The sequence below is a fragment of the Plantibacter sp. CFBP 13570 genome, assembly GCF_014841395.1.
GTDB lineage: Bacteria > Actinomycetota > Actinomycetes > Actinomycetales > Microbacteriaceae > Plantibacter > Plantibacter auratus.
Map to the genome: position 1 here is coordinate 1 of NZ_JACYTW010000053.1, position 25,792 is coordinate 25,792.

Consider the following 25,792-nt stretch of genomic DNA (forward strand, 5'->3'; position numbering starts at 1 on the left):
GAGCGCGACCCGCTGTGCCGCATGGGCTCGGAATCGGCGTGAGCGCGCCGCAGGCGCGTGGGCGCGGGTCTCTGGAGACCCGCGCCCACGCGCTGGACCCGCGCTCACGTCAGCGCACCGCGCTGGCACCGCCACACACGGCGCAACACTCAGGGCAGCGGTCAGAGATACGGCCGGACACGACGAAGGCCCCGGATCACTCCGGGGCCTCGTCAGTCGCGAGGGCGACTAGTTGGTGCGGGTGTACTTGTTGTCGTCACCGTACTGGTAGATACCGATGGTCGCCTCGGTCGGGTCACCGTTCTCGTCGAACGTGATCGGACCGGAGTTGCCGTCGTAGTCGATCTTCTTGCCGTCGGCGATGGCCTTCGCACCCTCTTCGAAGGTGGTCACCTTCTCGCCCTTGTCCTTACCACCGGACACGGACTGGAGCTGGGCCGCCATGTCGGCACCCTCGGTCGAACCGGCCTGCAGCGCCGCGAGGGCGAGCAGGATGACGGCGTCGTAGGATTCAGCCGCGTAGCTGTAGTCCTTGAGCGGCTCGCCACCCTCGTCCTTCACGAACGCCTGGAGGCGGTCGGTGAAGTCACCGAGCTTCGCGGTGTCGAGACCGGGCAGCGTGCCCTTGGCGCCCGTCAGGGTGCCCGGAGCGAAGTCCGCGCTGTAGTCGGCGAGGTTGCCGTCGACGAAGTAGAGCTTGTCCGACGGGAAGCCGGCGAGACCGGGGACGATCGTCTTGGTCTCCTCGAACGCGATGATCGCGATCGCGTCGGGGTTCTCCGCCTTGACCGCGCTGATCTGCGCGTCGAACGAGGTGTCACCGGTGTTGTACGACTGCTCGGCGACCACTTCACCGCCGGCACTCTCGAACGCCTCCTTGGTGAACTTCGCGAGGCCGGTGCCGTACGAGTCGTTCAGGTAGATGATGCCGAGGGTGGCGTTGCCGTCCTCCGCGATCAGGTTCCCGAGGACCTCGCCCTGCAGCACGTCGGACGGCGCCGTCCGCCAGTAGAGACCGTTGTCGTCCCACGTCGTGAAGTCCGCGGAGGTGTTCGCCGGGGAGAACTGGATGACGCCTGCGCCGGTGACTTCGTCGATGAAGAGCTTCGACACACCCGAGGAGGCTGCACCGATGATGGCCGTGACGCCCTCGGAGAGCAGACGGGGGACCTCGGTCGCGTACGCCTTGTTGTCGGAGTCACCCGAGTCGCCGAGCGTCAGGTCGATCTTGATGCCGAGGTCGGCGTCGTTGACCTCCTTGACCGCGAGACCGACACCGGCCTCCTCGGGCGGGCCGAGGAACGCGAGGTTACCGGTCTGCGGCAACGCCGTGCCGAGCTTCAGGGTCAGGTCGCCAGCAGGCTTGCTGCTGCTGCCGCTGTCGCCGCTACCACTTGAGGCGCAACCGCTCAGGACCAGCGCGCTGGCTCCGATCAGTGCGATACCACCGAGAACGATGGAACGTGGGCGGGAGCGAGCGGCCGTGGCCTTCGAAAAGACGCTCATGGTACTCCTTGCTTGTCAGAAGAGTGGCAGCTCCAGGGGCTGCCGTTGAGTCAAGTTATCCGCTGCACGTGCGCTGGACAATGTCGTTGACGTTACAAGCGTGTAACACGACCAAATCGTTACCTCAGGAGGGCCTGTTTCGCGCTTTTCCTGCAGTGGTCGCGCGATCAGCGCTGGAATCCGCTGTTCAGACCCGCGTGGAGCGGCGCCGTTCGGCCCCGGCGGCCCGACGACCCCGCGTTGAGGCGACGAGCATGTCGACGGTGAGGATCGCGAGCGCCAGCCACACGAGACCGAAGCCCAACCAGCGCTCCGGCGGCATCGCCTCGTGCAGGACGGCGACACCGACGACGAACTGGATGATCGGTGCGAAGTACTGGATGAACCCCATCCAGGTGAGCGGGAGGCGGCGGGCCGCCGCCGCGAACAGCAGGAGCGGGACGGCGGTGATGACGCCGGCGCCGACGAGCAGCAGGGCGTGCCCGACTCCCGCGGTGCCGATGGTCAGCCCACCGGTCACGCCGACAGCGATGAGCTGGGCGATCGCGACCGGCATCAGCCACACGGTCTCGAGCGTCAACCCGGACACGGCGTCGACCGAGCCGCCCACCAATTTCTTGATGTAGCCGTAGAGGCCGAATGAGAAGGCCAGGATGAGGGCGATCCAGGGGACGCTGCCGTGCCCGATCGCGAGGACGAGGACCGCGATCACGCTCACGACCACCGCGGCCCACTGGGCCGGACGCAGCCGCTCACGGAGGAAGAAGACGCCGAGGAAGACGGTCACGATCGGGTTGATGAAGTACCCGAGCGACGCCTCGACCACTTGGCCGTTGAGCGCACCGTACACGTAGGTCTGCCAGTTGACGTAGATGAGCGCTCCGGCGAGACCCATCGTCAGGACGATGCGGCGCTGGCGGAGGATGCCGAACAGTCGACGCCAGGAACGGGTCGCCAGGATGAGGACGGCGCAGAAGACGAGGGAGAAGAGGATCCGCCACGCCACGACCTCGAAGGCGCCGGCCGGTGCGAGGGCGATGAAGTAGAGCGGGAGCGCTCCCCAGAGGCAGTAGGCGGCGACCGCCGAGAGCAGTCCGGACCGGCTCCCCTGCTGGGGTACGGCCACACTCGCACGTCGGTCGTCTCCCCCGTCGACGGTGACGGGGTGGATGTCGACGTCGGCTGGATCGCTGGGGTTCTGCACTGGTCCAGGCTAGACCCGCGACTCCCCGCGACACCCTCCGGAAACGGACACAGCCCGAACGGCGAATGCCATTCGGGCTGTTGAGCGGCCTGGGCCGCCGGATCCGTGCGCTGGTGACTAGCGGACGACGACTGCGAGGACGTCGCGCGCGGACAGGACGAGGTAGTCCTCACCGGCGTACTTGACCTCGGTGCCACCGTACTTGGAGTAGATCACCTTGTCGCCGACGGCGACGTCGAGCGGGACGCGGTTGCCGTTGTCGTCGATGCGACCGGGTCCGACCGCCACGACCTCGCCCTCCTGGGGCTTCTCCTTGGCGGTGTCGGGGATGACCAGACCGGAAGCGGTGGTCTGCTCTGCCTCGACCTGCTTGATGACGATGCGATCCTCGAGCGGCTTGATGGAGACCGACACGGTTGACCTCTTTCTTGAAACGAAGACGTGGTTAGCACTCACACTGCGAGAGTGCTGATTCCAGTGTAGGCATCTTCTGGCACTCATGCAATGCGAGTGCCAATCAGCGGCTGCTACCGTTGCCGGATGCATCCAGCTCTGCCCGAGGCCCGCTGACCATGGACCGTTCGGAACTCGTCGAACTCCTCACTGCCGACGGCCTCAGGCTCCTCGACTCCCTGCCGCCCTACCCGACGAAGGACGAGGCCGTCCGCCTGGTCGGGCGCCTGCGCAAGGAGGGCCACTCCCCCGAGCTGGTCGCGGCGGTCCTCACGCAGTCGCGGCTCAGGCAGAAGGCCGTCGGCAAGTTCGGTCCGTTCGCCGGCCGCATGCTGTTCACCGAGGCCGGGCTCGAACAGGCCACGCGCCTTCCCGTCGCCGCGCTGCACGCCGGGCGGTTCGCCCGGGCCGGCCTCACGCGCATCGCCGACCTCGGCAGCGGCATCGGCGCCGACTCGATGGCCATGGCCTCGCTCGACCTGGAGGTCACGGCGGTCGACATCGACGAGGTCACCGCGGCCATCGCCAGCTACAACCTCGCTCCGTTCCCCACGGCGACCGTGCGGAACGCCGCCGCCGAGGACGTCTCCCTCGACGACTTCGACGCGGTCTGGTTCGATCCCGCGCGGCGCACCGCAGGACACGCCGACACCGCGCGGCTGTCGAGTGCCGCCGACTACACCCCGTCCCTCGACCTGGTCTTCGGTGCGGCGACCCGCCTTCCCACAGGCGTCAAGCTCGGGCCCGGATTCGACCGCTCCCTCATCCCCGACGACGCCGAGGCGCAGTGGGTGTCGGTCGACGGACAGCTCGTCGAGATGGCGCTCTGGTTCGGCCCGCTGGCCCGTCCGGATGTCCGACGGTCCGCGCTCCTCCTCGCGGACGGCGTCCACCACGAGTTGCACGCCGAGGCCGACGCCGACGACGCCCCAGTGCGGGAGCTCGGCGACTACGTGCACGAACCCGACGGATCCGTGATCCGGGCCCGACTCATCGGCGACCTCGCCATCCGGTTGGAGGCCGGCATGCTCGGCCAGGGCATCGCCTACCTGACCTCCGACACCGCGACGAGCTCGCCGTTCGCCACGACCTTCCGAGTCCTCGAACGGCTGCCGATGGACGAGAAGGTCCTCAAGCGCACCATGCGTGATCGCGGGATCGGCGTCCTCGAGATCAAGAAACGCGGCGTCGACGTCGACCCCGCGGCGTTCCGGAAGCGTCTCGCGCTCAAGGGCGACGGCTCGGCCACGATCATCCTCACGAGGATCGCCGGCAAACACAGTGCGCTGCTCGTCGAACGGGTGACGCCGGCCGCCGACGCCTGACCCGACGGCGTCCGCCGGGCCGAAGCGCCTGTGGAGGATCAGGTCGAGACGTAGCCGATGATCACGACGACGCTGTAGACGAGCCAGCCGACCGAGCAGGCGAGGCCGACGAACCCGGTCACGAGGCCGGTGAGGGCGCGACCTCGGCCCTGCGGCTCGCGACGCCTGGCTCCGAACCCGAGCACGATCGCGGCGATCGACAGGGGGAAGCCCCAACCGACGAAGACCGACACGACGAGCCCGACGACACCGGTGATGAGCGACCAGGTGCTCCGCGAGGTCCCGGTCGACGCGGCAGGGGTTTGCGTCTGCGACTGCTGGTACGCGGCGTAGCCACCCTGGCTCGGCGCCTGGTAGACCGCCGTCGGCACCGTCTGGAGATAGGTCGCGTGATCGCCCTGCCAACCCGCCGGAGGCGCCGAGGGGGACGCCCCCTGCTGGGCAGGGTGCGTCGGCGGCGTGACGGGCGCGCCGGCGCCGCGCTGCCAGTCCGTGGGTGGCGGGGAGGCCTGACCCTGAGGCTGGTGCTGCTGCTGGGCCTGGGGCTGAGGCTGGTACGGCTGCTGCCGGCCCTGGGGCTGAGGCTGGTACGGCCGCTGCTGGCCCTGCGGCCCGACGCCGGCCTGCTGGGAGGGCTGTGGCGGCTGGTACGGCGACCAGGGCTGCTGGGCCTGGGGCTGGTGCGGAGGCTGCTGCCCCCACGGCTGCTGCGGCTGTCCGTTCGGCTGCTCGGCCTGCGGCGGGCGCGACTGCCCGTCCACCGCACCGTCCTCGTGCTGAGGTCGTCCGTCGGGGTGCTCGTGCTGATCCATCGCCGCTCCTTCGATCCGTGACCGGGTACCGGCCCATCCTATGCGCCGACGTCCGCGCACCCGGTCGACGGCCGGGAGACGGCTCGTCGAGCGGTCAGTGCACCTGGATCTCGGTGACCGGCAGGGTCGAGTCGGCGCCGAAGTCGAGCGAGGACGGCTCGTGTCCGGCGGAGATGAGCTGCGCGGCGAGCGCGGCGATCATCGCACCGTTGTCGGTGCACAGCTGCAACGGCGGGATGCGGAGTTCGATCCCGGCCGAGGCGGTGCGTTCGGCGGCCACCTGGCGGAGACGTGCGTTCGCGATGACACCGCCCCCCAGCAGCAGGCGGGGCACGCCGAGCTCGGTGCATGCCTTGACCGCCTTCGAGACGAGCACGTCGACGACGGCCTCGCGGAAGCTGGCGGCGACGTCCGCGATAGGGACCGGCTCCCCCGCGTCCTGCTTCGCCTCGACCCAGCGTGCCACGGCCGTCTTCAGGCCGGAGAAGGAGAAGTCGTAGCGATGCCGCTCCATGTCCTTCGGCAGGCTGAGTCCGCGGGGGAAGCGGATCGCCTTCGGGTCGCCGCCGACGGCCGCCCGGTCGATCTGCGGACCGCCCGGGTACGGCAGACCCAGGATGCGCGCGACCTTGTCGAAGGCCTCGCCCGCCGCGTCGTCGATGGTCTCGCCGAGCAGTTCGACATCCGACACGAGGTCCCGCACGAGGAGCAGCGAGGTGTGCCCGCCGGACACGAGCAGGGCGATCGTCGGGTACTCGATCGTCCCGTCTTCGGAGTCGAGGACGTCCGCGCCGACGTGACCGACGAGGTGGTTCACGGCGTACAGCGGTTTGCCGAGGGACACGGCGAGCGCCTTCGCTGCGCCCACGCCGACCATGAGTGCGCCGGAGAGACCGGGGCCGCTCGTCACCGCGACGGCGTCGAGGTCGGCCAGTGCGATGCCGGCCTCGGCGAGCGCCGCCGTGAGCGTGGGCTCGAGGGCCTCGAGGTGGGCGCGTGCGGCGACCTCCGGGACGACGCCGCCGTACCGTGCGTGTTCGTCCATGCTCGAGGCGATGGTGTTCGCCAGCAGGTGGTGTCCGCGGACGATGCCGATCCCGGTCTCGTCGCAGCTCGTCTCGATGCCGAGGACGAGCGGTTCTGCACGGTTCACGCGATGCTCCCGGGGTGCTGGTCGGTCTGGTCGAGCGGGGACTGGCCGTGGGCGGGCATGGGCGGCCTCGGCTGGACCGTGAGTCGCATGACGATGGCGTCGACGTCGTCCGGCTGGTAGTAGCCGGGGCGGACGCCGAGTTCCTCGAAGCCGAGACTGCGGTACAGCGTGATCGCCACGGGGTTGTCGGCCCTGACTTCGAGGAAGACCTGGGTGACGTCCTGCTGCCGGGCCTGCTCGATGAGCGCCTGCATGAGGAGTCGTCCGAGCCCTCGTCCTCTAGCGTGCCCGGCGACGGCGATGGTCTGGATGTCGGCGTCGTCGGACCGGGACGGTGCGAAGAGACCGCCGTAGCCCGCGAGTGTCGCGTCGTCGGCGTCGACCTCCGTCGCGACGAGATAGTACCCGTGCGGCGACGACAGTTCGGCGCGCATCATGTCCGCCGACCAGGCGTCGTTCACGAAGACGGTGTGCTCGAGCTCCATGATCGCGTCGAGGTCGGCGACACCGGCGCGGCGTAGCGACCAGCTCACGCCGTCACCCGCTTGGCGCCCGCGGACATCGTGACGTCGGGTGAGCGGAGGTACAACGGCTCCTCCCCCGCGAATCCGCCATCGGTGGCGAGGAGTGCGGCGGCGACCTGTCCCAATGCCCCGGCGGGGACGACCAGCGCGTCGAGGCGCACGGACTCGGAGGTCGGGAGGTCGTCGGGTTTCGCGAGGGCAGGCCCCTGGACGCGGACCGGGAGGCCGGCTGCGTCGAGTCCGGCGTAGCTCGTCCAGTAGCGTTCGCGACGGCGGGCGTCGGTGACGACGAGGAGCGTGGCGTCGGGTGCGGCGGAACCGGAACGGTAGGCGTCGAGCGCGATCGCATCGTGGCTCACCACGGGGTGCACCGGGAGGCCTGCGCCGATCCCGAAGCTGCGGGCCGCGGCGATCCCGATCCGGAGTCCGGTGAACGGCCCTGGTCCCATACCCGCGACCAGCCCGGTGAGCGCGGCGACCTCGATCCCGGCGTCGTCGAGGCATCCGGCGATGAGCGTCCCGATGACCTCGGCGTGCCGCATCGGGTCGTCGGAGGACCGTTCGGCCAGCATCTTGCCACCCAGGGTGACGACGGCGACGCTCGAACCCGCGGATGTATCGATCGCCAACAGCACGTCGTCCAGCCTACCCGGCGTCGATGGCGGGGTGCCGCGAGAGCGTGAGGGTCCGGCGCTCGATCGGCTCCTCGCCGGCGTCGTCCGTGGCGGGCTCGTCGCCGGCTCCGGTCGGACGTTCGATGACGAGCTCGAACCAGGTGGGGACCACGCCGTCGAGCAATCCGGCTCCCCACTCCACGACGACGACGGACCGGGCGAAGTCGATGTCGAGGTCGTCGAGTTCGAGCGCCGAGCCGAGCCGGTAGGCGTCCACGTGGACGAGCGGCGGACCGCCGACGAGGCTCGGGTGCGTCCTGGCGAGCACGAAGGTGGGGCTGGTGACGGGGCCGCGGACCCCGAGGCCCTCGCCGATCCCTCGCGTGAGGGTCGTCTTGCCTGCTCCGAGCGGCCCGGTCAGGACCAGGAGCTGCCCGGCACGCAGTTCCGTGCCGAGTCGGACGCCGTACGCGTGCATCTCCTCGGGCGTCGCCACCTCGACGGTGCCCGGGGTGAGGACGTGATCGGTCATGACCGCTCCCCGGTCGTCCGGACCACGCGCGGCCCGATGCGGGTGACGAGTTCGTAGTTGATGGTGCCGGCGGCCTCCGCCCACTCCTCGACGCGCGGCGCGCCGGACGCCGGATCGCCGAAGAGCACGGCGTCGTCACCCACCGCGACCGCGTCGTCGCCGACGTCGACGACGAACTGGTCCATCGCGATCCGCCCGGACACCTGGTAGCGGCGTCCGTTGATCATGACCGGACCGGCGTTCGAGGCGCTCCGCGGCACACCGTCGGCGTATCCGAGCGGGATGAGGGCGAGCGTCGTCGCCGTGCTGGTCCGGTAGCTGTAGTCGTAGGACACCCCGGCGCCCGGTTCGACCCGACGCACGGCGGCGACCGTCGCCCGGAGGGTCATGACGGGCCGGAGGCCGAAGGCGTCGGCCGAGCGGCCGGCGTCGTCGGTGGGTTCGAAGGGCGAGAGACCGTACACGGCGAGTCCGAGGCGGACGGCGTCGTAGCGGAGGGACGGCTCGCCGAGCGCTGCCGCCGACGCGGCGAGGTGCAGACTCCGCGGAGCGAGACCGGCTTCCGTGGCGAGGGCCACACCGCGTTCGAAGCGGACGGCGGCCGCCCGGTCGTCGTCTGTGGAGGTGTTCGAGACGTGCGAGAACAGCCCGTCGACCCGGACGAGCCCGGCGGCCTCGGCGGCTGCGGCGGCCTGGAAGAGCTCCGGCCAGTCGGCTTCGGCCGCGCCGTTCCGGCTGAGCCCGGTCTCGAGTTTGAGTTGGACGACCGGCACGACGGACGGCCGATCCCGCGCGGCCTCGATCACGCGGTCCAGCTGCGCCACCGACGACAGACCGAGGTCGATCCCGGCGTCGAGTGCGGCGCCGAAGGCGGCCTGCGGGCCGTGCAGCCAGGCGAGGATCGGTGCCGTGATCCCGGCGGCACGCAGCGCGACGCCCTCCGTGATGTCGGCGACGCCCAAGCGATCGGCCCCGGCCTCGACCGCCGCGCGGGCGATTGCCTCGGCACCGTGCCCGTAGGCGTCGGCCTTGACGACGACGATGAGTTCACCGACGCCGGTCAGCTCACGCAGACGACGGACGTTGTGGCGCAGGGCGTCCAGGTCGATGATCGCCTCGCGGGTCGGTCGCTCGTCGTGCTCGGACACGGGCGTCATCCCTCCCGCTCCGCGACGACGAACGCGACGGCGACCCCGGCGTCGTGGGTCATGGTCAGGTGCATGCTCGTGATCCCCCGCTCGGCCACGACACCAGCCGTGACGCCGGACAGCGCGAAGTCGGGCTTCCCCTCCGGACCGTTCACGATCGCCATCTCCTGCCACCGGATACCGTCCGAGGAACCCAGTGCTTTGATGAGCGCCTCCTTGGCCGCGAACCGTCCGGCGAGGGACCGCAGCGGGAGGTCGCGTTCCGACGGGACGAAGAGCCTGGCCAGCAGGTTCGGGGTGCGCGTGATCGCCCGTTCGAACCGTGCGAGGTCGACCAGGTCCACCCCGATGCCGATGATCATCCCTCTACTCTACGGCCGTCGTGTGCGGCCCGGAGGCCCGCTCGACGGGCCACCTCGGACCCCGCGGACCGCCCCTACTCGACCGTGACGGACTTCGCGAGGTTGCGCGGCTGGTCGACGTCGAGGCCCTTCGCCGTCGCGAGCTCCATCGCGAAGATGTGCAGCGGGATGACGGCGAGCAGGGGCTCGAACAGCGGACCGGCGAGCGGGATCGGGATGACCTCGTCGGCCGAGGGCAGGACGGCGGCGTCGCCCTGCTCCGCGATCGCGATGACCCGGGCACCACGTGCGCGGATCTCCTCGATGGTCGAGATGACCTTCGGGTGCAGGATCGCCGAGCCACGCGGGCTCGGGACGACGACGAAGACGGGCTGACCCGGCTCGATCAGGGCGATCGGGCCGTGCTTGAGCTCGCCACCGGCGAAGCCTTCAGCGTGGATGTACGCGAGCTCCTTGAGCTTCAGCGCACCCTCGAGCGCGATCGGGTAGCCGACGTGGCGACCGAGGAAGAGCACCGCGCGGGAGTCGGCCATCCAGTGGGCGAGCTGCGCGATCTTCTCGGAGGCCCCGAGGATGCTGGCGATCTTGTCGGGCACGGCCTGCAGCTCTTCGACCTGCGACGCCAGGAACTCCGGAGTCTGGGTGCCGCGGACCCGCGCGAGGTGCAGCCCGAACAGGTACAGCGCCGTGATCTGAGCGGTGAACGCCTTCGTGGACGCGACCGCGACCTCGGGCCCCGCGTGGGTGTACACCACGGCGTCCGACTCGCGCGCAATCGTGGCGCCCTGGGTGTTGCAGATCGACAGGGTCTTCGCGCCGGACTCGCTCGCGAAACGCACCGCCATGAGCGTGTCCATGGTCTCGCCCGACTGGCTCACCGAGATGACGAGCGTGCGCGCGTCGATGACCGGGTCGCGGTAGCGGAACTCGTGGCTCAGCTCGACGGTGACCGGGATCCCGGCCCAGCGCTCGATCGCGTAGGTGCCGACCGTGCCCGCGTAGGCGGCGGTGCCACACGCGATGATCACGATGCGGTTGATGTCGAGGAAGAGCTCGTCGAGACCGGCGAGTTCGGGGATGACGACCTGGCCGCCCTCGACCCGCCCGCGGATCGTGTTCGCGACCGCGTCGGGCTCCTCGCTGATCTCCTTCGCCATGAAGCTCGACCAGCCGCCCTTGTCGGCCGCCGAAGCGTCCCACTGGATCTCGAACGGCTCGGTCACGACGTGGTTGCCGGAGAAGTCGGTGACCGTCACGTCGTCGGGCGTGATGACGACCATCTGGTCCTGGCCGATCGCGACCGCGCGCTGGGTGTACTGCACGAACGCGGCGACGTCCGACCCGAGGAAGTTCTCGCCGTCGCCGAGCCCGATGACGAGCGGCGAGTTCCGACGCGCACCGATGACGACGCCGGGCAGGTCCTGGTGCATGGCGAGCAGCGTGAAGGCGCCGTCCAGGCGAGCGACGACGCGGCGGAAGGCTTCGGTGAGGTCGCCGGTGGAACGGTACTCGCGGCCGATCAGCACGGCGGCGATCTCGGTGTCGGTGTCGCTCTCGAAGGTGAAGCCGTCCGCGAGGAGCTCCGCGCGCAGTTCGGCGAAGTTCTCGATGATGCCGTTGTGGATGAGCGCGAGGCGTCCTTCGTCACCGAGGTGCGGGTGCGCGTTGCGGTCCGTCGGTCCACCGTGGGTCGCCCAACGGGTGTGACCGATACCGGTCGAGCCCGGCGCGATGGGGTTCGCGGCGAGGTCCTCGGTGAGGACGGCCAGCTTCCCGGCGCGCTTCCGGGTGTTCAGCGAACCCGTCGCGTCGAGCACGGCGATCCCGGCGGAGTCGTACCCCCGGTACTCGAGCCGCTTGAGTCCGCCCATGAGGACGTCCACCGTCTTGTCGTTCCCGACGTACCCTACGATTCCACACATGTAGAGCAGCATAATCGTGCGATTTTGCGAGGATCCTGCACCAACCTCGAGGCGCCGGCGCTCAGCCTCGGAGCAGGACGGTCTCGCCGAGATCCACCGGTTCCCGGGCCCTTCCTCTGCCGCGGGTCAGAGCTTGCGGAGCAGCACCGAGGACACCGTGTGATCGGAGTCCTTCCGCAGCACGAGCTTGGCGCGCGAGCGGGTCGGGCGGATGTTGTCGATGAGGTTCGGTTCGTTGATCGAGCGCCAGAACCCACGCGCCTGATCAGCCGCCTCCTCATCGGAGAGCTCGGCGAACACGTTGAAGAAGGAGTTCGGGTTCGAGAACGCGCCCCGCTTGAGCGCCATGAAGCGGTCCACGTACCAGGACTCGATGTCGCGCGTCCGTGCGTCGACGTAGATGCTGAAGTCGAACAGGTCGCTGATCGCGAGTCCGCTCGCCGTCGCAGCCGGCTGCAGCACGTTCAAGCCCTCGACGATCAGGACGTCGGGGCGCCGGACGACGACCTGCGCCGTCGGGATGATGTCGTAGCGCAGGTGCGAGTAGAACGGTGCCCGCACCTCGGCGGCACCGCTCTTCACCGCGGTGATGAACCGCAGGAGCGCGCGCCGGTCGTAGGACTCGGGGAAGCCCTTGCGATCCATGATGCCGCGCCGCTGGAGCTCCTCGTTCGGATAGAGGAAGCCGTCGGTCGTCACGAGTTCGACGTGCGGGGTGTCCGGCCAGCGCGACAGCAGCTCGCGCAGGAGCCGCGCGATCGTCGACTTGCCGACGGCCACGGAACCCGCCACACCGATCACGAACGGCGTCCGGAGCGCCTGGTCGCCGAGGAACCGGCTCGTCGCGCGCCCGAGGTCCTGAGTGCCCTTCGCGTAGAGGCTCAACAGCCGGCTGAGCGGCACGTAGACCTCCTCGACCTCCCGCATGTCGAGACGGTCGCCGAGGCCACGGATCTGCACGACCTCGGTCTCGCTGAGCGGTGTGGCCGTCTCCGGAGCGAGTCGCGCCCATTCGGCACGGTCGATCTCCACGTAGGGCGTCGGCTGCCCGGAGGCACCGCCCGTCGTCATCGAAGTCATGCGATCACTCTTCCACAGCTGAGGTGCCGACCCGCCGCCGGACGACTCAGATGGCGAGTCGCTCGCGGACGACGTCGGCGAGGCGGTGCGCCAGACGATCGGCGGTCGGCTGGTCGGCCGCCTCGACCATGACGCGGACGAGCTGCTCGGTGCCGGACGGCCGCAACAGCACGCGTCCGTCGTCTCCGAGCTCGACTTCGGCAGCCTGTACGGCAGCGTCGACGACCTCGTCGCCGACGAGGCGCGTGCGGTCGACACCCGTGACGTTGACGAGGATCTGCGGGTACACCTGCATCACCGCAGCGAGCTCCGCGAGCGTCTTCCCGGTGCGCGCCATCTCGGCCACGATGTGCAGGCCGGTGAGGATGCCGTCGCCGGTGGTCGCGTAGTCGGCCATGATCACGTGGCCCGACTGCTCACCGCCGAGCGAATAGGCGTTCGCGTTCATCGCCTCGAGGACGTAGCGGTCGCCGACCCCGGTCTGGACGACGTTGATGCCGTGCTCGCGCATAGCGACGTGCAGGCCGAGGTTGCTCATCACCGTGGCGACGAGCGTGTCGTCCTTGAGCTTGCCGCGCTCCTGCATCGAGACGGCGAGGATGGCCATGATCTGGTCGCCGTCGACGACCTTGCCCGCAGCGTCGACCGCGAGGCAGCGGTCGGCGTCGCCGTCGTGTGCGATGCCGAGGTCGGCACCGTGCTCGAGGACCGCCTTGGACAGGAGGTCGAGGTGCGTGGAGCCGACGCCGTCGTTGATGTTCATGCCGTCGGGGTCGTTGCCGATGATCGTGACCTTGGCCCCGGCGTCGCGGAAGGTCTCCGGCGACACTCCCGCGGCCGCGCCGTGCGCGCAGTCGAGGACGACATGGATGCCGTCCAGGCGGTTCGGGAGGCTGCCGAGCAGGTGGAGGACGTAGCGGTCCTCGGCGTCGGCGAAGCGGATGATCCGGCCGACGTCTGCACCGGTCGGGCTGAGCTTGGGGCGGTCGAGGTACTCCTCGATCCGGCGTTCCACGGCGTCGGGCAGCTTCGTGCCGCCGCGGGCGAAGATCTTGATGCCGTTGTCGGGCGCGGGGTTGTGCGAGGCGGAGATCATCACGCCGAAGTCGGCGTCGATGTCGGCGATGAGGAACGCCGTCGCGGGCGTGGGCAGCACGCCGGCCTCGAGCACGTCGACGCCCGAGGACGCCAGGCCCGCCGCGACGGCGGCGGACAGGAACTCGCCGGAGATACGTGGGTCGCGTGCGAGCACGGCGACCGGGCGCTTCCCGGCGGCACGGCGGGCCTCAGCACTACGGCCTTGCCCAAGCACCACTGCGGTGGCTTGGGCAAGGCCGAGAGCGAGGTCTGCCGTCAGGTCGGCGTTCGCGAGTCCGCGTACGCCGTCGGTACCAAACAGCTGAGGCATCGAGCTTCGCTTGTCTTGAGAGCGCTTAGCGCTTCGAGAACTGCGGAGCCTTACGGGCCTTCTTGAGTCCGGCCTTCTTGCGCTCCTTGACGCGAGCGTCGCGGGAGAGGAAGCCGGCCTTCTTCAGGGTGGCGCGGTTGTTCTCCTCGTCGATCTGGTTCAGCGAGCGAGCGATGCCGAGGCGCAGCGCGCCGGCCTGGCCCGAGGGGCCACCACCGGAGATGCGTGCGATGACGTCGTAGCCGCCGGCCAGGTCGAGGACGGTGAACGGGTCGTTGATGAGCTGCTGGTGCAGCTTGTTCGGGAAGTAGTCCTCGAGCGTGCGGCCGTTGACCGTGATGGTGCCGCTGCCGGGGACGAGACGCACGCGGGCGATGGCCTGCTTGCGACGGCCGACGGCTGCGCCGGGGACGCTCAGCACGGCGCGAGGTGCGGTGACTGCTGCTTCAGGAGCCGACTCGGTGGAGTAGCTCTGCGGGGTCTCTTCGATGGAATCTGCGATGTTCGCCACTGTGTAATCCTTTTTTCTTGTCCGGCGCTTACTGGGCGACCTGGTCGAGCGTGAACGGCTTGGGCTGCTGAGCGGCGTGCGGGTGCTCGCTGCCCGTGTAGACCTTGAGCTTCTTCAGCTGGTCGCGGCCGAGCGTGTTCTTCGGCAGCATGCCGCGGATCGCCTTCTCGACGGCGCGGATCGGGTTCTTCTCGAGGAGCTCGGCGTAGGTGACGGCCGAGAGCCCGCCCGGGTAACCGGAGTGGCGGTAGGCCTTCTTCTGCAGGAGCTTGGCGCCGGTGAGGGCCACCTTGTCGGCGTTGATGATGATGACGAAGTCGCCACCGTCCATATGAGGGGAGAAGGTCGCCTTGTGCTTGCCGCGCAGGAGCGCTGCAGCGTGGCTGGCCAGGCGGCCGAGGACCACGTCGGTGGCGTCGATGACGACCCAGTCGTGCGTGATCTCACTGGCCTTCGGGGAATACGTGCGCGTCACAATAGTGCTGCTTTCTGGTCGGAGTTGGTCGTTCGTGAATCCCGCTCCTGTTGGGTGTTCCGAACGGAACGCCCGAGGTGGAGGGCTCAACTTCGGGTACCGCGCCGCAGAAGGCGCAGGCACCAACGGGAGAGTCTACGCGACGACGTCCCGGCGGTCAATTCCCACCGGGAACCTCACTCGGCGCTCGCTTCCACGTGCTCGTGGCTCCGCCGCTGTCGGGTCTCGGCGGCCCGCGCATGCAACAGCCCCGGCTCGGGGTACCCGACCTCGACGAGGGTGAGTCCGCGCGCCGGCATCACCCGGAAGTCGATCTCGCGGCGTCCGCCGTCGCGGAGCCGGACGACCTCGTCGAGCGACATGCGCCCCTCCCCCACGGCGACGCAGGCGCCGACGAGCGCCCGCACCATGCTGTGGCAGAACGCGTCGGCGGTGAGGCTCGCCACGAGCACGCCCGCCTCGTCCCGCTCCCAGCTGAAGGACTGCAGGGTCCGGATGGTCGTCGCGCGCGGTCTCGGTTTGCAGTACGCCTGGAAGTCGTGGAGCCCGACGAGCGAGGTGGCCGCCCGGTGGAGCAGCTCGACGTCGAGCGACGCCGTCGTCCAGCTCGTCGTCCGCCGGAGGATCGGGTCCTTGCGGACGTCGGCGTCCGCGAGGCGGTAGCGGTAGTGACGCCAGACCGCCGAGAAGCGCGCGTCGAAGCCCTCCGACGCCGGTTCCGCCGTGTGGATCACGACGTCGCGGTCCATCCCGAGCACGCCGTTCAGTCGACGCACGAGGAGGGAGCTCGCGGTCTCGTTCCGCGGCGTCCCGTCGTGGAACTCGGCGTGGCGCCCCTGCAATCGCGTGATCTTCGCGAGCTGTGGCTCGGTGAGGTCGAGGTGGGCCACTTGACCGGCCGCGTGCACCCCGGCATCCGTCCGTCCGGCCACCACGAACCGTGGCATGGGCGGGACGGTCTTCCCGAGCACGCGATACAGCGCCTCCTCCAGGACCCCCTCGACCGTCCGGAGCCCCGGCTGCTTCGCCCATCCGGCGAAGTCCGTGCCGTCGTACGCGATGGCGAGCCGGAACCGCTGGGTCGGGAGAACCTCCGCTGCCGCGACCTGTTCAGCGCTCACGGACGTACGCCAGATCACGCGTCGTCGCGACGAAGCCCTGTCGTTCATACAGCCCGAGTGCACCCGTGGGGCTGGCCGTGTCGACCTCCAGCGTCGCCCGCTCGAGGCCGGCTGCCTGGATCCGACGAAGCGCGGTGGCAAGCAGAGCCGGCGCGAGTCGTCGGCCACGCCAGTCGCGGACGGTCCCGACGAGGGCGATGTACGCGCTGGTGAACCCCTGCGCGGACCAGCTGTCCTCGTCCACCTCGGCCAGCGTGAAGCCGACGACCCGTCCGTCGTCGTCGATCGCGACCACCGAGAGGTCGTCGCGGAAGTGGGATCCGCCGACGAACTGCGCCCACATGGCCGGGACCGTCTCCAGGCTGCCCCAGTGGTCCCGGAACGAGTCGTTCCGAGCCTCCCTCGTGCGTTCGGCCACGTCCGGGTGGTACGCCTCGAGTCGGACACCGTCGGGCACGTCGATCTCGTCGACGGGCGCGGAGAGATCGCGTTCCATGATCGTGAAGTACCGCGCCACGGCGAAGCCGAACCGTTCCAACAGGCGCGCCGCCCCCGGGTTCCGTTCGTCGACGCAGGCCCGGGAGGAAGCTGGAGCACCCGTCTCGACGGAGGCCAGCTGCTGCTCGGACCGTTCCAGCGACCACGCGAGCAGCCCGCGACCGATCCCCCGCTCACGCCATGCGGGATGCACGCCGCCGAAGACGTACGAATACACGGACACGTCTCGTGAGGGCGACAGGATCACCATCGCGTAGGCGACCAGCGTGCCGTCGGCGGCGATCGCCAGCAGGCTGTCCGCAGCCATGTCGATCCACGCGTGGTCGAACTGGTCCGCGATCTCGTCGCGGCTCGTCACCCGGTGGGGGTTGTCGAACGGATCCATGGCGCGGCACAGCGCCACGATGTCGTCGATGTCCGCGCGGACCGCCGGACGCCATTGGTCGACGTCGGGGTGCTGTGGCAGGGCCGGCTGGCCGGCCGGAACGGCGGGAGTGGTACTCATGTCTCCAGCCTAGGACACCGTCGCAGCGCCGCCAGGAACGACGGAACCCCGCCCTCCAGGTGGAGAGCGGGGTTCCGTTCGTGTGTCGCTGAACCTACTTGGCGTCCTTCGCGGGTGCCTCGTCGGTGGTCTCGCCGGCGTCGACGGACTCGCCGTCGGTCTCGGTCGCCTCGACGGCTTCCGTCGCCTCGGCGTCGGCCGAGGTCTCGGCGGGGGTCTCCTCGGCCGGAGCCTCGTCGACCGGCGCTGCGGCGTGCTTCGCGGACTGCTTGGCCGGCTTCGCCTTCGGCGTGACGGGCTCGAGGACGAGCTCGATCACGGCCATCGGAGCGTTGTCGCCCTTGCGGTAACCGGTCTTGATGATGCGCGTGTAGCCACCCTGACGGTCGGCGACGAGGGGCGCGATTTCCGTGAAGAGCTCGTGGACGACGCTCTTGTCGGTGATGGTCGCGAGCACCCGACGGCGGGCGTGCAGGTCGCCGCGCTTCGCGAAGGTGATCAGGCGCTCAGCGAGCGGACGCAGGCGCTTCGCCTTGGTCTCGGTGGTCTGGATGCGCTTGTGGGTGAACAGCGCAGCAGCGAGGTTGGCGAGCAGGAGACGCTCGTGGGCAGGTCCGCCTCCGAGGCGGGGTCCCTTGGTGGGAGTAGGCATTCTTGTCTCTCTTCAGGTTGGAAAGTCGTCAGGTGGATCGCGTGCTAGGAGACGGTCTCGTCGTCGTAGCCGCTGTAGAAGTGGGCGCCGTCGAACCCGGGAACCGAGTCCTTCAGGGAGAGGCCCATTTCGGTGAGCTTGTCGCGAACTTCATCCACCGACTTCTGTCCGAAGTTGCGGATGTTCATGAGCTGCGTCTCCGACAGCGCGACGAGCTCGCTGACGTTGTTGATGCCCTCGCGCTTGAGGCAGTTGTACGAGCGCACGGAGAGGTCGAGGTCCTCGATCGGGATCGAGAGCTCGCCCGGCAGCACGGCGTCGACCGGCGCGGGGCCGATCTCGATGCCCTCTGCGGCGGTGTTGAGCTCGCGAGCCAGGCCGAACAGCTCGGTCAGCGTGCGACCGGCCGACGCGATGGCGTCGCGCGGCGTGATGGCCGGCTTCGACTCGACGTCGACGACCAGGCGGTCGAAGTCGGTGCGCTCACCGGCACGAGTCGCCTCGACGCGGTAGGTCACCTTGAGGACGGGCGAGTAGATCGAGTCGACGGGGATCTGACCGGCTTCGCTGAACTCGTTGCGGTTCTGCGTGGCCGACACGTAGCCGCGGCCACGCTCGATCGTGAGCTCGAGCTCGAACTTCGCCTTGTCGTTGAGGGTCGCGATGACGAGGTCCGGGTTGTGGACCTCGACGCCGGCCGGAGCCGAGATGTCGGCTGCGGTGACCTGGCCTGCGCCGGTCTTGCGGAGGTACGCCGTGATCGGCTCGTCGTGCTCGCTGGAGACGACGAGGCCCTTGATGTTCAGGATGATCTCGGTGACGTCTTCCTTGACACCGGGGATCGTGCTGAACTCGTGCAGCACGCCGTCGATGCGGATGCTGGTGACGGCTGCACCCGGGATGGACGACAGCAGGGTGCGACGGAGCGAGTTCCCGAGGGTGTACCCGAAGCCTGGCTCGAGCGGCTCGATGATGAACCGGCTGCGGAACTCCGAGATGGATTCTTCGGTGAGCGTAGGGCGCTGTGCGATGAGCACTATGGATTCCTTTCGGCTAAGTGTCCGCTATATGACACTTGCGTTGGCGAGGTAGTGAATGGTGTTCGCTGGCCCTGGTCACCAGGACCATGCCGTGATCCGTCCGCGGCGATCAGACGATCGCTACGGACGGATCACGGCCGGTGAACCGAAGGAATTAGACGCGGCGACGCTTCGGGGGACGGCAGCCGTTGTGTGCCTGAGGCGTGACGTCGTTGATCGAGCCGACCTCGAGGCCTGCGGCCTGGAGGGAACGGATCGCGGTCTCGCGGCCGGAGCCGGGTCCCTTGACGAAGACGTCGACCTTCTTCATGCCGTGCTCCTGCGCCTGACGCGCAGCCGACTCGGCGGCGAGCTGTGCGGCGAACGGGGTCGACTTGCGCGAACCCTTGAAGCCGACGCCACCGGACGAAGCCCAGCTGATGACCGCGCCCGAGGGGTCGGTGATCGAGACGATCGTGTTGTTGAACGTCGACTTGATGTGGGCCTGGCCCACGGCGATGTTCTTCTTTTCCTTCTTACGCGGCTTCCGAACGGCCGACTTTGGTGCTGCCATGAATATCTCCTGAGTCCTATGACGAGGCGACTAGGCGGGGCCTAGCGAGCCTTCTTCTTGCCGGCGACGGTGCGCTTCGGGCCCTTGCGGGTGCGCGCGTTGGTCTTGGTGCGCTGGCCGCGGACCGGAAGTCCACGACGGTGACGGATGCCCTGGTAGGACCCGATCTCCACCTTGCGGCGGATGTCGGCGGCGACCTCACGGCGGAGGTCACCCTCGACCTTGAAGGTGCCCTCGATGTAATCGCGCAGGGCGATCAGCTGGTCATCGGTGAGATCCTTCACGCGGATGTCTCCGCTGATGCCGGTGTCGGCGAGGGTCTTGAGTGACCGCGTGCGGCCAACACCGTAGATGTACGTCAGTGCAACTTCCACGCGCTTGTCGCGTGGGATGTCTACGCCGGCGAGACGTGCCATGGTGGCTTCTCCTAGGAGTTGTGGAGGTGTGGAGCAGTTCCGGTGCTCGGGCCTCCGACCCGAGGTGTCACCCGCGGCGCACGATGTGCTGCGGGATCTGGAACTGCCGTTAGAGGGGTGGTGCTGTGTTGCTCAGGGCTGCGTGCTGCAGATCCTCTGAGATCAACCCTGGCGCTGCTTGTGGCGCGGGTTCTCGCAGATGACCATGACGCGGCCGTTGCGACGGATGACCTTGCACTTGTCGCAGATCTTCTTGACGCTGGGCTTGACCTTCATAGTTCTCTCTTTTCGCTGTCATCGTGCCGGGCCCACCACCGGATGGTGGCGGCGCGTCCGGCCGTTACTTACAGCGCGACCTACTTGTAGCGGTAGACGATCCGACCACGGGTCAGGTCGTAGGGGGTCAGTTCCACGATCACGCGGTCCTCTGGGAGGATGCGGATGTAGTGCTGACGCATTTTGCCCGAAATGTGGGCAAGTACCTTGTGTCCGTTGGTCAGCTCAACGCGGAACATCGCGTTGGGCAGAGCCTCGACCACTTGGCCCTCGATCTCGATGACGCCGTCTTTTTTGGCCATAGCCTCACTGTCGCTCAGGTTGAGTCGCACTGGTCGTGCGGGTGGATTGCGGTGCGGATGTCGGCTCGCCGAAGGCATGCAGAAAGCACCAAAGATCGATTCTATGCTATGTTTCCGGGTTTCGCCAACTCAACGTCGGCCGGGGCCCGTCAGTCGGTGCGGGAGCGCAGCGCGTCGTTGATCTGCGCCGTGAGACCGGCGTCCATCGGCAGCGGACGCCCGTCCACGCCACGCACCGGCGCGGCCAGTCGGACGCTGGAGAGCAGCCAAGCCGCCTCCGCGTCGAGCACGTCCTCCGGTGTCAGCATCCGGTACTCGTGCGGGAGCCCCTGCTCCTCGAGACGGGCCCAGAGCGCGAGCTGCGTGGTGCCGGGCAGGATGCCACTCGACGGAGGCGGTGTCACGAAGGTGCCGCCGATCCGCACGACCACGGTGGAGGTGGGTCCTTCGAGGACGAAGCCGTCGCTGCTGACGAAGAGCACGTCGTCCGCTCCACGTCGGTGCGCCTCACGGAGCGCGGCCATGTTGACCGCGTACGACAGCGTCTTGGCACCGGCGAGCAGCCACGGCGAACGCTCCTGCACGTCGCTCGCGAGACCGCGGTCGAGCAGGACGACCTCGATGCCGTTCTCGCGCTCGGGGAACCCGTCAGCCGGCGTCGCCGAGATCCACGCGGTCGGGCGTCCGCCACTCCCCCGCGTCACGACGAGTCGGACGGCGCTCTGATCGACGTCGGGGAGTTCCGCGACCGCGCGGGCGATGGCGAGCCGCCACTGTGCGTGGTTCGGCGCGGGCAGATCGAGGATCGCCGCCGACTCGGTCAGTCGATCGAGGTGCGCCTCGACCGACTGCGGGTGCCGGCCGACGACACCGATCGTCTCGAAGATCCCATCCCCCCGCGCGGGGCCCAGGTCGAAGACGCTCAAGACACCGGACCCGTCGCCGGCCGGCGTGATCGTGGCCGCGAGGTCGGCGTCGTCGATGACGGTGTCTGCGGGGAGGACGTCGAGAAGGAACACGATCGGCACGCTCATGCCGAGCAACTCTACCGGGACGGAGGAGGTCCGGCCGGCGACCAGGCGGCCGCGCGGTCAGGCGGGACGGACCGGGGTGACGCCGAAGGCGGCGAGGGCGGCGGCTCCGCCATCGTGAGCGGTCAGGACCCAGATGCCGTCGCGGTGCACGGCGACGCTGTGCTCCCAGTGCGCCGCCGAGCCGCCGTCGAGGGTGGCGACGGTCCATTCGTCGTCGCGGACGAAGGTGTCTGGGCTCCCGGCGACCACCATGGGTTCGATGGCCACCACGAGTCCGGGCTTCACTTCGGGTCCACGCTGACGGACCCGGTAGTTGAACACCGGCGGTGCCTCGTGCATCGTGCGTCCGATGCCGTGCCCGACGTAGTCCGTGAGGATCCCGTAGGGCTTCCCCTCGGGTGAGTGGTCCTCGACGTACTCCTCGATCGCGGCACCGACCTGGTTGAGGTGTCGGGCGGTCGCGAGCTCGGCGATCCCGGCCCACAGCGAACCCTCCGTCACCGCTGAGAGGCGCTCGCGCTCGGTGACGAGCTCCGGGCGCGTGGGATCGGGCAGCACGACGGTCATCGCGGAGTCGCCGTTCCAGCCGTCGATCTCGGCGCCGCTGTCGATCGACACGATGTCGCCCGCCTGCAGCACGCGTGACCCGGGGATGCCGTGGACCACGTCCTCGTTGACCGAGGTGCAGACCGTGTGGCGATAGCCGGGCACCAGCTTGAAGTTGGAGTGCCCGCCGGCCGCGACGATGGCCGCCTCGGCAGCCGCGTCGAGTTGCAGCGTCGTCACCCCGGGGGCGACGAGCGCGCGCACCGCATCGAGCGATGCCGCTGTGGCCAGCCCCGGCGCGATCATCGCGCGGATCTGATCAGGGGTCTTGTAGATCGACTTCCGGAACACCGTGGTGGACGTGTCGGTGCGTCAGACGGCCGGAACGATGATGCCGCGGGCGGCGAGGGCCGCGTCGATCCGAGCGGTGACCTCGGCGACCTCACCGAGACCGTCGACGGCCACGACGAGCCCACGAGCGGTGAAGACCTCGATGAGCGGGGCGGTCTCCTGCGCGTAGAGCTCCAGCCGGTGACGGATGACCTCTTCCGTGTCGTCGGGACGACCTTCGGCTTCTGCACGCTTCAGCAGCCGCACGACGACCTCTTCGGTATCGGCCTCCAACAGCACGACGGCGTCCAGACTCGCTCCGCTCTCGGCGAGCAGCGCGTCCAGCGCGACGACCTGGTCGGTCGTCCGCGGGTATCCGTCGAGCAGGAATCCTTCGATCGCATCAGGCTCGTGCAGACGGCCCCGGACGATCTCGTTGGTGACCGAGTCGGGAACGTACCCGCCCCCGCGCACGAGCTCCTGGACCTGCTTGCCGAGCGGTGTGCCGCCCTTGATGTGAGCGCGGAAGATGTCGCCCGTCGAGATCGCGGGGATGCCGAAGCGCTCCGAGAGGAAGGCCGCCTGCGTGCCCTTGCCGGATCCCGGAGGACCGACGATGAGCAGACGGGGCTTGCCGGCCGCGCTCAACGCAGGAGCCCTTCGTAGTGGCGCTGCTGGAGCTGCGAGTCGATCTGCTTGACCGTCTCGAGCCCGACACCGACGATGATGAGGATCGATGCGCCGCCGAACGGGAAGTTGGCGTTCGCGCCCACCAGCGCCAGGGCGATGAGCGGCAGGAGGGCGATCAACCCCAGGTAGATCGATCCGGGCAGGGTCACGCGGGTCAGGACGTAGTCGAGGTATTCGGCCGTCGGGCGTCCGGCACGGATGCCGGGGATGAACCCGCCGTACTTCTTCATGTTGTCGGCGACCTCTTCAGGGTTGAAGGTGATCGCGACGTAGAAGTAGGTGAAGCCGACGATGAGCAGGAAGTACATGAGCATGTACAGCGGGTGGTCGCCCTTGGTGAGGTACTGCTGGATCCACAGGACCCAGGGTGCCGGGGTGCCGGTCGTCGGCTGGTTGAACTGCGCGATGAGGGCCGGCAGGTACAGGATCGACGACGCGAAGATGACGGGCACCACACCGGCCATGTTGACCTTGATGGGGATGTAGGTGTTGTTGCCGCCGTACGTCCGGCGTCCGACCATGCGCTTCGCGTACTGCACCGGGATCCGACGTTGCGACTGCTCGACGAAGACGACGAGTCCGACGATCACGAGGCCGACGGCGAGTACGAGGAGGAAGACCTCCGGGCCCTTCGCGGTCCAGATGGCGGCCAGCGAGCCCGGGAAGGTGGCTGCGATCGAGGTGAAGATGAGGAGCGACATGCCGTTGCCGACGCCGCGCTCGGTGACGAGCTCGGCCATCCACATGACGAGGCCGGTGCCCGCGGTCATGGTGACGACCATGAGGAGCATGCCGTACCAGGTGCCGCCCTGGGCGGTGATGAGGTCGGCGCAGACGCCGCCCTGGTTGCCGAACAGTGCACCGCTCTTGGCGACCGTGATGAGCGTCGTCGACTGGAGGATGCCGAGGAAGATCGTGAGGTACCGCGTGTACTGCGTCAGCTTGCCCTGGCCGGCCTGGCCTTCCTTGTGCAGCGTCTCGAAGTGCGGGATGACCACGCGGAGGAGCTGGACGATGATCGACGCGGTGATGTAGGGCATGATGCCCAGCGCGAAGATGGAGAGTTGGAGGAGCGCGCCACCACTGAAGAGGTTGACGAGCTCGTAGAGGCCTGATGCGCCGGCGGCCTGCTGGTTCGCGAGGCACTGCTGCACGTTCGGGAAGTTCACGAACGGAGCGGGGATGAAGGACCCCAGCCGGTAGATGGCGATGATCCCGAGCGTGAACCCGATCTTGCGACGAAGATCCGGGGTCCGGAAGATCCGGCCGATGGCGCTGAACAAAAGGGGCCTCCTGTGAGATGTTGCGGGGTCGGCCCGGGTGACCGGCATGATGCCGGCCACCCGAGTGAGCTCCTGTGCGGAGCCGGCCGAGGGCTACTTGACGCTGCCCCCGGCTGCCACGATCTTCTGCTCAGCTGAGCCGGAGACCTTGTCAACCGCGACATTCAGCTTAACCGAGATGTCACCGTTTCCGAGAACCTTGACCTTCTCGTTCTTCCGGACGGCACCCTTGGCGACGAGGTCCACCGTGGTGACGTCGCCACCCTTCGGGTACAGCTCGGCGAGCTTCTCCAGGTTCACGACCTGGTACTCGACGCGGAAGGGGTTCTTGAAGCCACGGAGCTTCGGGGTGCGCATGTGCAGCGGCATCTGCCCACCCTCGAAGCCGACCTTGACGTTGTAACGCGCCTTCGTACCCTTGGTACCGCGACCAGCGGTCTTACCCTTGGACGCCTCACCACGGCCGACGCGCATCCGGGACTTCTTGGCTCCGGCGGCCGGACGCAGGTGGTGCACCTTCAGGACCTGCTCGCGCTTCTCAGCGGGCTCGTCCTTCGCGGGCTTCTTGGCGGCAGCAGCCTTGGGGGCAGCCTTCGCCTTGGGCTCGGCCTTCGCGGCAGCCGTCTTCGGAGCTGCCTTCGCAGCGGCCTTGGGGGCCTTCTCCTCAGTGGTTTCGTTCTTCTCAGCCATTAGTCGATCTCCTCAACCTGTACGAGGTGAGCAACAGTGTTCACGTAGCCGCGGTTCTGCGCGTTGTCCGGGCGGACGACGACAGCACCGATGCGACGGAGACCCAGGCTGCGAAGCGTGTCGCGCTGGTTCTGCTTCTCACTAATTCTGCCCTTGATCTGGGTGATCCTCAGCTGGGCCATCAGGCACCTACCTTCGCAGCAGCGGCCGCCTGAACGGCCTCTGCCTCTGCACGGAGCAGGCGGGCCGGAGCGACCTGGTCGAACTCGAGACCACGACGGGCTGCAACGGCACGAGGTTCCTCGAGCTGCTTCAGCGCCGTGACGGTCGCGTGGACGATGTTGATCGTGTTGGACGAACCGAGCGACTTGCTCAGCACGTCGTGGATGCCGGCGCACTCGAGGACGGCGCGGACGGGACCACCGGCGATGACACCGGTACCAGCGGCGGCGGGGCGCAGGAGCACCACACCGGCTGCTGCCTCACCCTGGGTGGGGTGCGGGATGGTCGAGCCGACGCGCGGGACGCGGAAGAAGTTCTTCTTCGCCTCTTCGACGCCCTTCGCGATCGCGAGCGGGACTTCGCGAGCCTTGCCGTAGCCGACGCCGACCATGCCGTTGCCGTCACCGACGACCACGAGGGCGGTGAAGCTGAAGCGACGACCACCCTTCACGACCTTCGAGACACGGTTGATGGTCACGACGCGCTCCAGGAACTGGCTCTTGTCGCTGTCGCGGCTACCGCGGTCGCGGTTGGGGTTGCGCTCGCGGCCTCCGCGGCGCGCCTCGCGCGGCTCGCGGTCGCCGGTGGGCGCCGTCGATGCCGCG

Annotated in this window: 31 protein-coding genes; 1 reads left to right on the top strand and 30 read right to left on the bottom strand. The window is 68.7% G+C overall.

The window, feature by feature from the left end; genetic code table 11:
- Window positions 1–228 precede the first annotated feature (228 nt).
- From IFT89_RS15505 to groES, 3 genes are all read right to left on the bottom strand, one after another.
- The gene (locus IFT89_RS15505; RefSeq protein ID WP_079705276.1) at window positions 229–1,506 is read right to left on the bottom strand and encodes an ABC transporter substrate-binding protein; all 1,278 of its coding nucleotides are present in this window, start codon (window positions 1,504–1,506) and stop codon (window positions 229–231) included.
- 187 nt (window positions 1,507–1,693) lie between these two features.
- Complete coding sequence (rarD, locus tag IFT89_RS15510) at window positions 1,694–2,632, bottom strand: EamA family transporter RarD (protein WP_137243117.1); 939 nt, start codon at window positions 2,630–2,632, stop codon at window positions 1,694–1,696.
- A gap of 195 nt (window positions 2,633–2,827) precedes the next feature.
- On the bottom strand, window positions 2,828–3,124 hold the full coding sequence (gene groES, locus IFT89_RS15515; protein ID WP_056008047.1) for a co-chaperone GroES: 297 nt from the start codon (window positions 3,122–3,124) through the stop codon (window positions 2,828–2,830).
- A gap of 158 nt (window positions 3,125–3,282) precedes the next feature.
- Between groES and IFT89_RS15520 the strand changes: the two genes are divergently transcribed.
- On the top strand, window positions 3,283–4,488 hold the full coding sequence (locus IFT89_RS15520; RefSeq protein ID WP_137242146.1) for a class I SAM-dependent methyltransferase: 1,206 nt from the start codon (window positions 3,283–3,285) through the stop codon (window positions 4,486–4,488).
- 38 nt (window positions 4,489–4,526) lie between these two features.
- On the opposite strand, the gene IFT89_RS20630 is transcribed toward IFT89_RS15520, so the two are convergent.
- The 27 genes from IFT89_RS20630 to rpsE form a co-directional block, all read right to left on the bottom strand.
- On the bottom strand, window positions 4,527–5,300 hold the full coding sequence (locus IFT89_RS20630; protein ID WP_202939409.1) for a DUF4190 domain-containing protein: 774 nt from the start codon (window positions 5,298–5,300) through the stop codon (window positions 4,527–4,529).
- 94 nt (window positions 5,301–5,394) lie between these two features.
- Window positions 5,395–6,453: a tRNA (adenosine(37)-N6)-threonylcarbamoyltransferase complex transferase subunit TsaD gene (gene tsaD / locus IFT89_RS15530; protein WP_202939410.1), complete on the bottom strand. Its 1,059-nt coding sequence runs from the start codon at window positions 6,451–6,453 to the stop codon at window positions 5,395–5,397.
- Window positions 6,450–6,986: a ribosomal protein S18-alanine N-acetyltransferase gene (gene rimI, locus IFT89_RS20385; RefSeq protein WP_240043932.1), complete on the bottom strand. Its 537-nt coding sequence runs from the start codon at window positions 6,984–6,986 to the stop codon at window positions 6,450–6,452. The genes tsaD and rimI overlap by 4 nt, the downstream gene beginning before the upstream one ends.
- Complete coding sequence (tsaB, locus tag IFT89_RS15540) at window positions 6,983–7,612, bottom strand: tRNA (adenosine(37)-N6)-threonylcarbamoyltransferase complex dimerization subunit type 1 TsaB (RefSeq protein ID WP_202939411.1); 630 nt, start codon at window positions 7,610–7,612, stop codon at window positions 6,983–6,985. Before tsaB ends, rimI begins: the two co-directional genes overlap by 4 nt.
- 10 nt (window positions 7,613–7,622) lie before the next feature.
- On the bottom strand, window positions 7,623–8,123 hold the full coding sequence (tsaE, locus tag IFT89_RS15545) for a tRNA (adenosine(37)-N6)-threonylcarbamoyltransferase complex ATPase subunit type 1 TsaE (RefSeq protein ID WP_124768828.1): 501 nt from the start codon (window positions 8,121–8,123) through the stop codon (window positions 7,623–7,625).
- Window positions 8,120–9,280 (bottom strand): alanine racemase, encoded by a 1,161-nt coding sequence (gene alr / locus IFT89_RS15550; RefSeq protein WP_137242150.1) that lies wholly within the window; start codon window positions 9,278–9,280, stop codon window positions 8,120–8,122. Before alr ends, tsaE begins: the two co-directional genes overlap by 4 nt.
- Entirely contained in the window at window positions 9,277–9,633 is a 357-nt protein-coding gene (locus IFT89_RS15555) for a holo-ACP synthase (protein WP_064296680.1), read from the bottom strand. Before IFT89_RS15555 ends, alr begins: the two co-directional genes overlap by 4 nt.
- 74 nt (window positions 9,634–9,707) lie before the next feature.
- Complete coding sequence (glmS, locus tag IFT89_RS15560) at window positions 9,708–11,555, bottom strand: glutamine--fructose-6-phosphate transaminase (isomerizing) (protein WP_191940632.1); 1,848 nt, start codon at window positions 11,553–11,555, stop codon at window positions 9,708–9,710.
- A gap of 126 nt (window positions 11,556–11,681) precedes the next feature.
- Window positions 11,682–12,635 (bottom strand): type I pantothenate kinase, encoded by a 954-nt coding sequence (gene coaA, locus IFT89_RS15565; protein ID WP_137242152.1) that lies wholly within the window; start codon window positions 12,633–12,635, stop codon window positions 11,682–11,684.
- A 46-nt stretch (window positions 12,636–12,681) separates the two neighbouring features.
- On the bottom strand, window positions 12,682–14,043 hold the full coding sequence (gene glmM, locus IFT89_RS15570) for a phosphoglucosamine mutase (protein WP_137242153.1): 1,362 nt from the start codon (window positions 14,041–14,043) through the stop codon (window positions 12,682–12,684).
- A 25-nt stretch (window positions 14,044–14,068) separates the two neighbouring features.
- On the bottom strand, window positions 14,069–14,554 hold the full coding sequence (rpsI, locus tag IFT89_RS15575) for a 30S ribosomal protein S9 (RefSeq protein ID WP_064296683.1): 486 nt from the start codon (window positions 14,552–14,554) through the stop codon (window positions 14,069–14,071).
- Between the two features lie 28 nt (window positions 14,555–14,582).
- A complete protein-coding gene (gene rplM / locus IFT89_RS15580; protein WP_071259493.1) occupies window positions 14,583–15,029 on the bottom strand; it encodes a 50S ribosomal protein L13 in 447 nt (148 codons plus the stop codon).
- A 176-nt stretch (window positions 15,030–15,205) separates the two neighbouring features.
- The gene (gene truA, locus IFT89_RS15585; protein WP_194644113.1) at window positions 15,206–16,150 is read right to left on the bottom strand and encodes a tRNA pseudouridine(38-40) synthase TruA; all 945 of its coding nucleotides are present in this window, start codon (window positions 16,148–16,150) and stop codon (window positions 15,206–15,208) included.
- Window positions 16,140–17,153, bottom strand: a complete 1,014-nt coding sequence (locus IFT89_RS15590) for a GNAT family N-acetyltransferase (protein ID WP_202939413.1) — start codon at window positions 17,151–17,153, stop codon at window positions 16,140–16,142. Before IFT89_RS15590 ends, truA begins: the two co-directional genes overlap by 11 nt.
- A gap of 94 nt (window positions 17,154–17,247) precedes the next feature.
- The gene (gene rplQ, locus IFT89_RS15595) at window positions 17,248–17,805 is read right to left on the bottom strand and encodes a 50S ribosomal protein L17 (protein WP_085510253.1); all 558 of its coding nucleotides are present in this window, start codon (window positions 17,803–17,805) and stop codon (window positions 17,248–17,250) included.
- A 44-nt stretch (window positions 17,806–17,849) separates the two neighbouring features.
- A complete protein-coding gene (locus IFT89_RS15600; protein ID WP_056008091.1) occupies window positions 17,850–18,842 on the bottom strand; it encodes a DNA-directed RNA polymerase subunit alpha in 993 nt (330 codons plus the stop codon).
- A gap of 157 nt (window positions 18,843–18,999) precedes the next feature.
- Window positions 19,000–19,398, bottom strand: a complete 399-nt coding sequence (gene rpsK / locus IFT89_RS15605; RefSeq protein WP_056008094.1) for a 30S ribosomal protein S11 — start codon at window positions 19,396–19,398, stop codon at window positions 19,000–19,002.
- 41 nt (window positions 19,399–19,439) lie between these two features.
- On the bottom strand, window positions 19,440–19,814 hold the full coding sequence (gene rpsM / locus IFT89_RS15610; protein ID WP_064296688.1) for a 30S ribosomal protein S13: 375 nt from the start codon (window positions 19,812–19,814) through the stop codon (window positions 19,440–19,442).
- 162 nt (window positions 19,815–19,976) lie between these two features.
- The gene (rpmJ, locus tag IFT89_RS15615) at window positions 19,977–20,090 is read right to left on the bottom strand and encodes a 50S ribosomal protein L36 (RefSeq protein ID WP_021759549.1); all 114 of its coding nucleotides are present in this window, start codon (window positions 20,088–20,090) and stop codon (window positions 19,977–19,979) included.
- Between the two features lie 80 nt (window positions 20,091–20,170).
- A complete protein-coding gene (infA, locus tag IFT89_RS15620; RefSeq protein WP_017885304.1) occupies window positions 20,171–20,392 on the bottom strand; it encodes a translation initiation factor IF-1 in 222 nt (73 codons plus the stop codon).
- 149 nt (window positions 20,393–20,541) lie between these two features.
- A complete protein-coding gene (locus IFT89_RS15625; protein ID WP_213014296.1) occupies window positions 20,542–21,426 on the bottom strand; it encodes an aminodeoxychorismate lyase in 885 nt (294 codons plus the stop codon).
- Window positions 21,427–21,483: 57 nt separating this feature from the next.
- The gene (gene map / locus IFT89_RS15630) at window positions 21,484–22,323 is read right to left on the bottom strand and encodes a type I methionyl aminopeptidase (protein WP_202939414.1); all 840 of its coding nucleotides are present in this window, start codon (window positions 22,321–22,323) and stop codon (window positions 21,484–21,486) included.
- Window positions 22,324–22,344: 21 nt separating this feature from the next.
- Window positions 22,345–22,950 carry an adenylate kinase gene (locus IFT89_RS15635; RefSeq protein ID WP_137242157.1) on the bottom strand — a complete coding sequence of 202 codons (606 nt, stop codon included), beginning with the start codon at window positions 22,948–22,950 and terminating at the stop codon, window positions 22,345–22,347.
- Window positions 22,947–24,275 (bottom strand): preprotein translocase subunit SecY, encoded by a 1,329-nt coding sequence (gene secY / locus IFT89_RS15640; protein ID WP_064296691.1) that lies wholly within the window; start codon window positions 24,273–24,275, stop codon window positions 22,947–22,949. The genes IFT89_RS15635 and secY overlap by 4 nt, the downstream gene beginning before the upstream one ends.
- A 93-nt stretch (window positions 24,276–24,368) precedes the next feature.
- Window positions 24,369–24,965, bottom strand: a complete 597-nt coding sequence (gene rplO, locus IFT89_RS15645; RefSeq protein WP_079705265.1) for a 50S ribosomal protein L15 — start codon at window positions 24,963–24,965, stop codon at window positions 24,369–24,371.
- Window positions 24,965–25,147 carry a 50S ribosomal protein L30 gene (rpmD, locus tag IFT89_RS15650; RefSeq protein ID WP_079001710.1) on the bottom strand — a complete coding sequence of 61 codons (183 nt, stop codon included), beginning with the start codon at window positions 25,145–25,147 and terminating at the stop codon, window positions 24,965–24,967. Before rpmD ends, rplO begins: the two co-directional genes overlap by 1 nt.
- Window positions 25,147–25,792 (bottom strand): 30S ribosomal protein S5 (gene rpsE, locus IFT89_RS15655; RefSeq protein ID WP_202939415.1); only part of this gene is annotated, 646 nt, incomplete at its 5' end. The genes rpmD and rpsE, both read right to left, overlap by 1 nt.

Coding starts and splice junctions, on each gene's coding strand:
- IFT89_RS15505 (WP_079705276.1), bottom strand. CDS start 1,506: ATGAGCGTCTTTTCGAAGGCCACGGCCGCTCGCTCCCGCCCACGTTCC.
- IFT89_RS15520 (WP_137242146.1), top strand. CDS start 3,283: ATGGACCGTTCGGAACTCGTCGAACTCCTCACTGCCGACGGCCTCAGG.
- IFT89_RS20630 (WP_202939409.1), bottom strand. CDS start 5,300: ATGGATCAGCACGAGCACCCCGACGGACGACCTCAGCACGAGGACGGT.
- tsaE (WP_124768828.1), bottom strand. CDS start 8,123: ATGACCGATCACGTCCTCACCCCGGGCACCGTCGAGGTGGCGACGCCC.
- alr (WP_137242150.1), bottom strand. CDS start 9,280: ATGACGCCCGTGTCCGAGCACGACGAGCGACCGACCCGCGAGGCGATC.
- IFT89_RS15555 (WP_064296680.1), bottom strand. CDS start 9,633: ATGATCATCGGCATCGGGGTGGACCTGGTCGACCTCGCACGGTTCGAA.
- glmS (WP_191940632.1), bottom strand. CDS start 11,555: ATGTGTGGAATCGTAGGGTACGTCGGGAACGACAAGACGGTGGACGTC.
- coaA (WP_137242152.1), bottom strand. CDS start 12,635: ATGACTTCGATGACGACGGGCGGTGCCTCCGGGCAGCCGACGCCCTAC.
- glmM (WP_137242153.1), bottom strand. CDS start 14,043: ATGCCTCAGCTGTTTGGTACCGACGGCGTACGCGGACTCGCGAACGCC.
- IFT89_RS15590 (WP_202939413.1), bottom strand. CDS start 17,153: ATGAGTACCACTCCCGCCGTTCCGGCCGGCCAGCCGGCCCTGCCACAG.
- rplQ (WP_085510253.1), bottom strand. CDS start 17,805: ATGCCTACTCCCACCAAGGGACCCCGCCTCGGAGGCGGACCTGCCCAC.
- rpsK (WP_056008094.1), bottom strand. CDS start 19,398: ATGGCAGCACCAAAGTCGGCCGTTCGGAAGCCGCGTAAGAAGGAAAAG.
- rpsM (WP_064296688.1), bottom strand. CDS start 19,814: ATGGCACGTCTCGCCGGCGTAGACATCCCACGCGACAAGCGCGTGGAA.
- rpmJ (WP_021759549.1), bottom strand. CDS start 20,090: ATGAAGGTCAAGCCCAGCGTCAAGAAGATCTGCGACAAGTGCAAGGTC.
- infA (WP_017885304.1), bottom strand. CDS start 20,392: ATGGCCAAAAAAGACGGCGTCATCGAGATCGAGGGCCAAGTGGTCGAG.
- IFT89_RS15625 (WP_213014296.1), bottom strand. CDS start 21,426: ATGAGCGTGCCGATCGTGTTCCTTCTCGACGTCCTCCCCGCAGACACC.
- rplO (WP_079705265.1), bottom strand. CDS start 24,965: ATGGCTGAGAAGAACGAAACCACTGAGGAGAAGGCCCCCAAGGCCGCT.
- rpmD (WP_079001710.1), bottom strand. CDS start 25,147: ATGGCCCAGCTGAGGATCACCCAGATCAAGGGCAGAATTAGTGAGAAG.